Annotated in this window: 9 protein-coding genes and 1 pseudogene; 8 read left to right on the top strand and 2 right to left on the bottom strand. The window is 71.2% G+C overall.

Annotated elements, in window-relative coordinates; translation table 11 throughout:
- From AB0M52_RS26055 to AB0M52_RS26040, 4 genes and pseudogenes are all read left to right on the top strand, one after another.
- Positions 1 to 438, top strand: a pseudogene (locus tag AB0M52_RS26055) (glycoside hydrolase family 3 protein); the annotation flags it as partial.
- Between the two features lie 79 nt (positions 439 to 517).
- Positions 518 to 982, top strand: coding sequence for a hypothetical protein (locus AB0M52_RS26050; RefSeq protein WP_363958748.1), 465 nt, complete (start codon positions 518 to 520; stop codon positions 980 to 982).
- Positions 979 to 1,473: a DCC1-like thiol-disulfide oxidoreductase family protein gene (locus AB0M52_RS26045; RefSeq protein WP_363958745.1), complete on the top strand. Its 495-nt coding sequence runs from the start codon at positions 979 to 981 to the stop codon at positions 1,471 to 1,473. The genes AB0M52_RS26050 and AB0M52_RS26045 overlap by 4 nt, the downstream gene beginning before the upstream one ends.
- Positions 1,436 to 2,134: a TetR family transcriptional regulator gene (locus AB0M52_RS26040; protein WP_363958742.1), complete on the top strand. Its 699-nt coding sequence runs from the start codon at positions 1,436 to 1,438 to the stop codon at positions 2,132 to 2,134. The genes AB0M52_RS26045 and AB0M52_RS26040 overlap by 38 nt, the downstream gene beginning before the upstream one ends.
- 194 nt (positions 2,135 to 2,328) lie before the next feature.
- On the opposite strand, the gene AB0M52_RS26035 is transcribed toward AB0M52_RS26040, so the two are convergent.
- The gene (locus tag AB0M52_RS26035) at positions 2,329 to 2,988 is read right to left on the bottom strand and encodes a GNAT family N-acetyltransferase (protein WP_363958739.1); all 660 of its coding nucleotides are present in this window, start codon (positions 2,986 to 2,988) and stop codon (positions 2,329 to 2,331) included.
- 171 nt (positions 2,989 to 3,159) lie between these two features.
- On the opposite strand from AB0M52_RS26035, the gene AB0M52_RS26030 reads away from it, so the two are divergent.
- Together AB0M52_RS26030 and AB0M52_RS26025 are read left to right on the top strand one after the other, a co-directional pair.
- Positions 3,160 to 3,351 (top strand): DNA repair protein, encoded by a 192-nt coding sequence (locus tag AB0M52_RS26030; protein ID WP_363958736.1) that lies wholly within the window; start codon positions 3,160 to 3,162, stop codon positions 3,349 to 3,351.
- An 89-nt stretch (positions 3,352 to 3,440) separates the two neighbouring features.
- Positions 3,441 to 3,959, top strand: a complete 519-nt coding sequence (locus AB0M52_RS26025) for a hypothetical protein (protein ID WP_363958733.1) — start codon at positions 3,441 to 3,443, stop codon at positions 3,957 to 3,959.
- A 42-nt stretch (positions 3,960 to 4,001) separates the two neighbouring features.
- Here AB0M52_RS26025 and AB0M52_RS26020 read toward each other — a convergent pair whose 3' ends face one another.
- The gene (locus AB0M52_RS26020; protein ID WP_363958730.1) at positions 4,002 to 4,733 is read right to left on the bottom strand and encodes a Clp protease N-terminal domain-containing protein; all 732 of its coding nucleotides are present in this window, start codon (positions 4,731 to 4,733) and stop codon (positions 4,002 to 4,004) included.
- Between the two features lie 235 nt (positions 4,734 to 4,968).
- Between AB0M52_RS26020 and AB0M52_RS26015 the strand changes: the two genes are divergently transcribed.
- Together AB0M52_RS26015 and AB0M52_RS26010 are read left to right on the top strand one after the other, a co-directional pair.
- A complete protein-coding gene (locus AB0M52_RS26015) occupies positions 4,969 to 6,216 on the top strand; it encodes a family 16 glycosylhydrolase (RefSeq protein WP_363958728.1) in 1,248 nt (415 codons plus the stop codon).
- Positions 6,217 to 6,410: 194 nt separating this feature from the next.
- Positions 6,411 to 8,723 (top strand): AAA family ATPase (locus AB0M52_RS26010; RefSeq protein ID WP_363958725.1); only part of this gene is annotated, 2,313 nt, incomplete at its 3' end.

The raw sequence follows: 8,723 nt of genomic DNA, 5'->3' as shown, positions 1-8,723 counted from the left end.
GTCGCACTGCACCTGCGTTTCTACGGGTACGGCCGGGCCTTGGTACGGGTGGAGGGCGTACTGGCCGGCCTGGACCACCCGCTGGTGGTGCAGTTGCACGCCGCGTCCACCATCGCCGAGGGCCGGGTGCCGTGGGGTCTCGGCCCGCACCTGAACGGCACCGAGGAGATCCGGGTGGTGGCCGCCGAGGCCGACCCGGACGCGCTGCGCCGACGCGCCGGCATCCGCCCGATCGTGCTGGTCGGCCGGCACCTGCACCGCCTGCCCGGCGGCCCGGAGCTGGCCGCCACGCTGGCCGCCACGCACCCGGTGATCGTGGTGGAGATGGGCTGGCCGGCCAGCTGGCGGCCAGTCGGCGCGCGGGCCTTCGTCATCACGTACGGCGCGAGCCACGCCAACGGTCGGGCCGCCGCCGAGGCGCTGGGCCTGACCGCCTGAGTTACTTCTTGAACGTGTTCAACATCTGTCCTACGCTAAGGCGGCCGGAAGTTGAACACGTTCAAGACGGGGGTTCGACATGGACATCAAGGTCTGGATGTACCTGGTCTACCTGGCGGTCAGCATCGGCCTGACCGTCTGGGTGGCCCGGGCACTGACCCGCAACGGAATGATTTTCCTCGAGGAGGTGTTCGGCGACGAGCGTCTCGCCCGCGCCGTGAACAACCTCTTGGTGGTCGGTTTCTACCTGCTCAACCTCGGCTACGTGACGGTGGCGATGCGCCACTCGGGAGCGATCGGGTCCACCAGCCGGGCGATGGAGGAGCTGTCCCTGAAGATCGGCCTGGTGCTGCTGGTACTCGGCGCGCTGCACTTCTTCAACGTCTTCGCACTCGGCCGGTACCGCCACAGCCGGCTGCGCCAGCTCGCCACCCATCCGCCACTCCCCCCGGTCGGCCGGCTGCCGATGCAGCAGCACGCCTACCCGGCCGCCCCGCACGGCCAGGTCACCGGGACGGCAGACCCGACCCCGCCACCCCGATGACCGCCTGCCCGACGGGCGGGACCGGTGGGCTGCCGGATGCCACCGCGCACGGGGGCGGTGGCATCCGGAGGCTCACCGTCCTGTACGACGCACACTGCCCACTGTGCCGGGCCGCGCGCGGCTGGCTGGCGTCGCGGACTCAGCTCGTACCCCTGGAGTTCCTGCCGGCCGGCTCGGCCGAGGCCCGGCGGCGGTTCCCCGGCCTGGACCACGAGGCGACGCTGCGCGACCTGACGGTGGTGGCCGACACCGGTGAGGTGTACGCCGGCGACGGCGCCTGGTTCGCCTGTCTGTGGGCGCTGGCCGAGCACCGGGCGACGGCCGAACGTCTGGCCCGTCCCCACCTGCTGCCGCTGGCTCGACGAATGGTGGCCGCCGCCTCGGCGATTCGCGAACGCGTCCGTGAACCGTGGCCGGAGCCGGCCGGTGGCACGGCGGGATACGGTGGCCCGGATGACCGACCAGACTGCGCCGACGACCGCTGCGGGTGAGCCGGCCACCGCCCGGGGCGGGCAGACCCGGCAGCTGATCCTGGAAACCGCGATGCGGTTGTTCCGCGAACGTGGCTACGCCCGCACCACCATGCGCGCAATCGCCCAGGAGGCCGGGGTCGCGGTCGGCAACGCCTACTACTACTTCGGCTCGAAGGAACACCTGATCCAGGAGTTCTACGCCCGGACGCAGGTGGAACACCGGGCAGCGGCGCGGCCGGTGTTGGAACGCGAGTCGGACTTCGCCGCCCGGCTGGCCGGGGTGCTGCACGCAGGCATCGACGTGCTGACCCCGTCGCACGAGTTCGCGGCCAGTTTCTTCAAGACCGCCGCGGAGCCCACCTCACCGCTGAGCCCCTTCTCCGCCGAGTCCACCGGGCCACGCCAGGCGTCCATCGAGCTTTTCGCCGAGGTGCTGGCGGGCTCCACCGCCAAGGTCGACGCGGAGCTGCGCCCCCAGTTGCCCGAGCTGCTCTGGCTGGCGTACATGGGAACGGTGCTCTACTGGGTCCACGACCGCTCGCCGGAACAGACCAGGACCCGGCGGCTGATCGACGGCGCGGTGCCGCTGATCGACCGGCTGGTGGCGCTGTCCCGGCTGCGAGTGCTGCGCCCGGTCACCCGGCAGGTCCTCGACCTGATACGCACCCTGCGTCACTGACCCGGACGGTCGATGCCCGGCACGTCAGGCCAGGTCAAGTCCACTATTGGACACCACGCATGCGGCGCTGGCAGCTTGCCGCCGGGCGTCTGGATACGTAGCGTGATCGGGGTCGAGCCTCACACGGGCCTGGGGGGAGGCTGCGGACCGTGGATCCGGCCCGGGATCCACGGTCCGCGCCCTGCCGTCAGTGCTCAGCCGGGGTAGACCCCGTACGACCGCCAGCCCCGGTCTGGGAAGCCGGCCGCCGCGGCCACCCGGGCGGAGGCGGCGTTGCCCCGGTCGTGCAGATAGGTCGGTATGGCGCCGTCGTCGAGCACCCGGCGGGCGGCCTGGGCGACCAGGCACCGGGCCAGTCCCCGCCCCCGGGCGGCGGGCACCGTGCCCACCGCCAGCTCGTGCCCGTGCCGGTCGTGGCGTTTGATCCCGACCCCGGCCAGGTAGCGGCCGCGGTCGTCCCGGACCACCAGCACGGCCCGGTCGAACAGGCGCAGCCAGGACGGCAGCCCGACGGTGGTGGGTGGGATCCACTCGCCGACATCGGGCAGGGGCGTGGGCGCAAAGCTCCACCGGAACACGTCGTCGTGGACCACCCAGCCGGGATGACCGACCGCCGCCGGCAGGGCACGCAGCAGCTGGTCCGGCCGCCGGACCAGTTCACGCACCGCCGCGACCCGGTCCGGGGGTACGGACAGCACGGTGCTCGCTCCCGCGGTGACCGCGATGGCCGGTCGCAACCGACCATCCCAGGCCGGTCGGGCGCGCCGCGCCGATCCCACGACGTGCCGGCCCGGGCCAGCCGGCCACTGCCCCAGCCAGGTCGCCAGGTGCAGGTGAAGCCGCCGGTCGAGCATCACCCACCTCCCGCGCCGTCGCTGCCGCCTCGACGCCGCTCACGGTACGACGGGCGCGTCGGCGGAGCGAACCGATCGGGCGATGATCGCCCCAGCCGGGAACCCTATCCATCGATCAACCGTCATACCTAATTCCATACATGGACAAATTTCTTTGGGACGGTGGGGGTCATGCCGAATCAGTCGAACGACCGTTACCAGCACGACATCGAGCGGATATGGCGCGGTCGTACGGCCGCCGGGCGGTTCCCGACCCAGCCGCCGTACCGTGGCCACCGCACCGAGGTCGGCACCCCCTCCTGGCACGAGCTGAACGAACTGCCGGCGGGCACCTCCGCCCGGCGCCACTTCAACACCCTCTGACGCCCGGCGAGCCAACGCGGTCTTTCGCACACCTGTCGGGTAACGTCTTCTGGTCCTTTGACCGGGTTACGACAGGAGCTGCTGCGCACATGGGTAAGAAGACGATCCACGTCTCCGACTTCACCGGCACGGTGCTGCGCCCCGACGACGAGGCCGTTCGCGTCGTCGTCCTGGAGCACCCTGACCTGGTGGCCGGGCCCGTGCAGCTGGACGCGACCCCGGTCGAGGTGGAGAGCATCGACGACGCCGCGCTGGACGTGGCGGTGGTCGAGATCCACGACCGGCACGGCCACGGCGAACCGCGCCGGGTGGTGCTGACCGCGAGCGAGTTCGACGCCATGGCCACCGACATGCCGATGGCGCAACTGCTGAAGACCGCTGAGCGGGTACGCCCGCCGAAGACGCGCCGCAGTGCCGAGAAGATCGACTACGGCACCGTCGAGCACGCGGGCAAGCCGCACCGGGGTCGGGTCACCGAGGAGGAGGCCCAGTTGGTACGCGAGCGACTCGACGAGGTCAACAAGCGCCTCGCCGACGCCGGGCTGCGCCAGATCGACCCGGCCGACCCGGAGCACGCCGCCCGGTACGGCTTCCCCACCGCGTCCTGACCACAGAGAGACCGTCAATCACCGCCCGGCTGACGGTCTCTCCTACTTCGTCGGGAAGGCCTGGATCTGGGCGAGGGTCGCCACGATGTTCGCCTCGGTGGCGGCCTTGTCGACGCCGAGGCCGGTGAGCACGCCCTCGCCGTCCTCCTGCTCCAGCAGCGCCAGCAGGATGTGCTCGGTGCCGATGTAGTTGTGCCCGAGCCGCAGCGCCTCGCGGAAGGTCAGCTCCAGGGCCTTCTTGCCCGCCGCGTCGTACGGGATCAGGTCGGGCGCCTCACCCGACGACGGCGGCAGCGCCGCCGTGGCCGCCTCGCGCACCGCCTCCACCGACACGCCGCCGGCGGCCAGCGCCTTCGCGGCCAGCGCCTCCGGCTCGGCGAGCAGGCCGAGCACCAGGTGAACCGGGCTGATCTCGGCGTTACCGGCGGCCCGGGCCTCGTTCTGCGACGCCATCACGACGTTGCGGGCCCGCGGGGTGAAGCGGCTGAACCCCTGTTGCGGGTCCAGCGGTGCGGCGTCGGCCCGGGGCACGAAACGCTTCTGCGCGGCCTGCTTGCTCACTCCCATGCTGCGGCCGATCTCGGTCCAGGAGGCCCCGGAACGCCGGGCCTGGTCGACGAAGTGGCCGATCAGGTGGTCGGCGATCTCGCCGATGTGGTCGGCCACCATGACCGCGTCGGTGAGCTGGTCGAGGGCGTCGGAATGGGCCTTCTTGATGGCCTCGATGAGTTCGTCGAGGCGGACCGGGTTGCTCATCTGGACAGGATTCGTCATGCGTCAACTCTAGGTTGACGGCGCGTCGTCGTCAACCATCGGTTGACGGTCGCCGGAGGTCGAGCGAGCGCCGCCGCTGCGCCCACCACCGCGCCTCGGCCGCATCGGCGAACCCGGATGATCACTGTTAACAACCTTGACTAAAGCTCGACAAATCGACAGACTGCGATAGAGAGAGCGCTCCCCCTCCTCGCCGAGGCGCCCACCTCATCCGTCCACCCCTAAGGAGATCATCGTGTCCGCCATCTCCCGCAGGCTCCGACGGGGAGCCGCCGTCCTCGCCGCGGCCATCGTCGCCAGCGTGCTCGTCGTACCCGTGAACGCCGCGCCGGCCGCCGCCGCCATCGGCGGCCTCACCTGGCAGGACGAGTTCAACGCACCGGCCGGCACGCCGGTCGACCAGTCCCGGTGGCGCTTCGACATCGGCGGCGGCGGCTGGGGCAACAACGAGCGGCAGTACTACACCAACAGCACCAGCAACGCGGTGCACGACGGGCAGGGCAACCTGGTCATCACCGCCCGCCGGGAGAACCCGGCCAACTACCAGTGCCACTACGGCCGGTGTGAGTACACCTCGGCCCGGCTGCTGACCGCCGCCACCTTCACCCAGGCGTACGGCCGGTTCGAGGCGCGCATCAAGATCCCGCGTGGCCAGGGGATCTGGCCGGCCTTCTGGATGCTCGGCAACAACATGGGCAGCGTCGGCTGGCCCGCCGCCGGCGAGATCGACATCATGGAGAACATCGGTCGGGAGCCCAACACGGTCTACGGCACCATCCACGGGCCCGGCTACTCCGGCGGCGGCGGGATCACCGGCAGCCGCACCATCGGGCAGCCGCTGGCCGACACCTTCCACACCTACCGGGTGGACTGGGAGCCGAACATCATCCGCTGGTACCTCGACGGCGTCGAGTTCCACCGGGTCGACCCGAGCCGGCTCGGCGGCAACCGCTGGGTGTTCGACCACCCCTTCTTCATGATTCTCAACGTCGCGGTCGGCGGAAACTGGCCCGGCTACCCCGACGGCTCCACCCAGTTCCCGCAGCAGATGCTGGTCGACTACGTCCGGGTCTACAGCTACGTCCCGGACGGCAACCCGGGCACCACCCGGATCCGGGGCCAGCAGAGCGGCCGGTGCATCGACATCCCCAGCGCCAACCCGTACGACGGCGCACCGCTACAGATCTGGGACTGCAACACCACCGCCGCTCAGGCGTGGACCTTCGCCGCCGACGGCACCATCCGCGCCATGGGCAAGTGCATGGACCCGGCCTGGGCCGGCACCGCCAACGGCACCGAGGTCAACCTCGTCACCTGCAACGGCAACCCGGCCCAACGCTTCACCCTCAACGCCGCCGGCGACCTGGTCAACCTCAACGCGAACCGGTGCGTCGACGTGCGGGACAACAACCCGAACAACGGTGGCCGGCTGCAACTCTGGGACTGCGCCGGCACCCCCAACCAGAAGTGGTCCCGGGCCTGATCCAGCCGCACTGATCGTGGGCTCACCGGCCGGCACCGGTGAGCCCACGTCGCCTTCCGCACGTAGGAGTCATTGACCCGAGTCCGCACCGCCGGTCCCGGTCGGACCACCCGACCGGGACAGCCGTAAACCGCTCCGAAGTACCGGCTGTGCGGCCATGGCGGGCGGCTCGCGTACCCCCCTATGGTGGGTCCATGTCCCTTCCGCAGGTGACACGCCTGGCTGGCCGAGTGCCAGAACTGTCCATTCTCGACGATCTGATGCGGGGGATCGTCGACGGCCGCGGCAACGTGGTCTGGATCGAGGGCGAGTCGGGCATCGGCAAGTCCACCTTGCTGGGCGAGGTGATGCGACGCCTGGGTGAAGCCGGCTGCACCGTACTGAGTGCCGGCGGCGACGAGTTCATGGAGGACTTCCCGCTGCGCCTGATGGCGGAGTGCCTGGGGGTCTCCACCCGGGCCACCGATCCGGACCGGGCAGAACTCGCCCGCATGTTGCAGGGCGACACCGCCGGCGTGCTCTCGGTCGGCGCGGTCGGCGAACGGATGATCGCCCTGATCGACCGGCTCTGCACCAAGGGTCCGGTCGTGCTGACGCTCGACGATCTTCAGTGGGCCGACGAGGCCAGCGTCGGACTGTGGCATCGGCTGGCCCGGTCGGTGGACCAGATCCCGCTGCTGGTGATGGCCGGCTGCCGACCGGCAGCCACGAACCGGGCACTGCGCCGGCTCCGTACCGTCGTCGCCGATCTCGGCGCCTGCGTCATCGACCTCGGCCCACTCGACCGGACCGCGACATCCTCCCTGGCGACCATGGTGCTCGGTGCCCGCCCCGGCCCGCTGCTGACCGCCGAACTCGACCGGGCCGCCGGTAACCCGCTGTACCTGCGTGAGCTGACCGAGGCCCTGTCCCGCGACGCGCTGTTGCGCATCACCGGCGGCGTGGCGGAACTCGTCGGCGAGGCGGGTGCCACGCCGGAGTCGCTGGTGGCCGCAGTCGCCCGGCGGTTGGGCTTCCTGTCGGAGTCCGCCCATCGCACGCTGCGGGTGGCCGCGCTGCTCGGCACCGAGTTCGAGGTGGCGGAGTGTTCGGTGGTGACCGGCCGGTCCACCGCGCAACTGTCGGAGGTGGTAGACGAGGCGATCGCCACCGGCGTCCTGCGGGCCGAGGGGCGGCGCCTACGGTTCCGGCACGAGTTGATCCGGCAGGTACTGGCCGAACAGTCCCCGCCGGCGGTACGCGAGGAGTTCCACCGCGGCATGGCCCGAGCGCTCGCCGAGGCCGGCTACGACCGGGACGTCGTGGCCCGGCACCTGCTGGCCGCCGGGCGTCCCGACAGCTGGGCGGCGAACTGGCTCGCCGGCATCCCGGAGACCATGGTGCGGACCGCGCCCGCCGTCGCCGCCGAGTTGCTCGCCCGCGCGGTCGCCGAGGCCAGCCAGTCCGGCGAGATCCTGCCGACACTGCGCTGCCGGCTCGCGCAGGCCCAGTTCTGGCTCGGCCGCTTTGAGGAGTCGACCAACAATGCCCAGGCCGTGTTCCGCGCCGGGCCGGGCGGCGAGGTGGAAGGGGTGGCGCGGGTACAGTTCGTCCGCGCGGCGGGGCGGCTCGGGCGGTTCACCGACGCGCTCGCCGTGGTCACGTCCGGTCTGGCGAACCCGAACGTGCCACCCCGCTGGCGGGCCCGGTTGGCCGCACTGTCCACGCTGCTCCTGGTCGACCTCGATCAACAGCAGGAGGCTCGCGCGCGTGCCGAGGAGGCGTTCACGCTGGCCCGCCAGTGCGACGACGCGTTCGCCAGCGCCTTTCCCTACCACGCGCTGTCCATCCTGGATCCCGCCGCCCAATACGAGCTGCGGGCCAAGGCGATGGCCGTGCTCGATACCGAGGACACCGATCCCGAAGCGGTCGACCTGCGCCTGGTGCTGGTGTCTCGCGAGCTGGCGGCGCTGGCCGCCGACGCGCGGTGGAGCGAGTACGACGCCGAGTTGCGCCGGGCACTGGTCATGGCCGAGCAGGCCGGCACGGTACGCGGGTCGTGGATCGCCGGAGAGGCGACCTTCGCCAGTTTCCTGCGGGGCCGGTGGGACGAGGCGATCGCCCACGTCGCAAGCATTCCGGCACAGATGGACGGCAACCCCCTGGCATATTTGCACGGCTTCGTGGCCGCCATCGCATACTCCCGGGAACAACGTGACCTCGCCGAGGAACACCTCCGGCTGGGCGGCTACGTCGACGGCGTCGAGCTGACCGACCTGCCGTTGCATCAACGCATGGTGATCGGCGACGCGCTCGCGGTGCGCGCCGAGATGCTCGGCGATGCGGCCCGGGCGTTGGCGCTGCGCAGACCGTGGCTGGATCTGTCACCGGCGCGGCAGGCCGATTGCCTCGAGCTGGCGCCGGACATCGTGCGCCTGGCGCTTGAGGTCGGCGAGCGCGACCTGGCCACCACCTCGACCCGTTGTGCCGCCACGACGGCCCAGCCGAGCCGGTTCGACATGGTGGTC

The sequence above is a fragment of the Micromonospora sp. NPDC051296 genome (assembly GCF_040682255.1).
Lineage (GTDB): Bacteria > Actinomycetota > Actinomycetes > Mycobacteriales > Micromonosporaceae > Micromonospora > Micromonospora craterilacus.
Note: the sequence above shows the minus strand (reverse complement) of the source record. Positions and strands in the feature narration are given on the sequence as shown.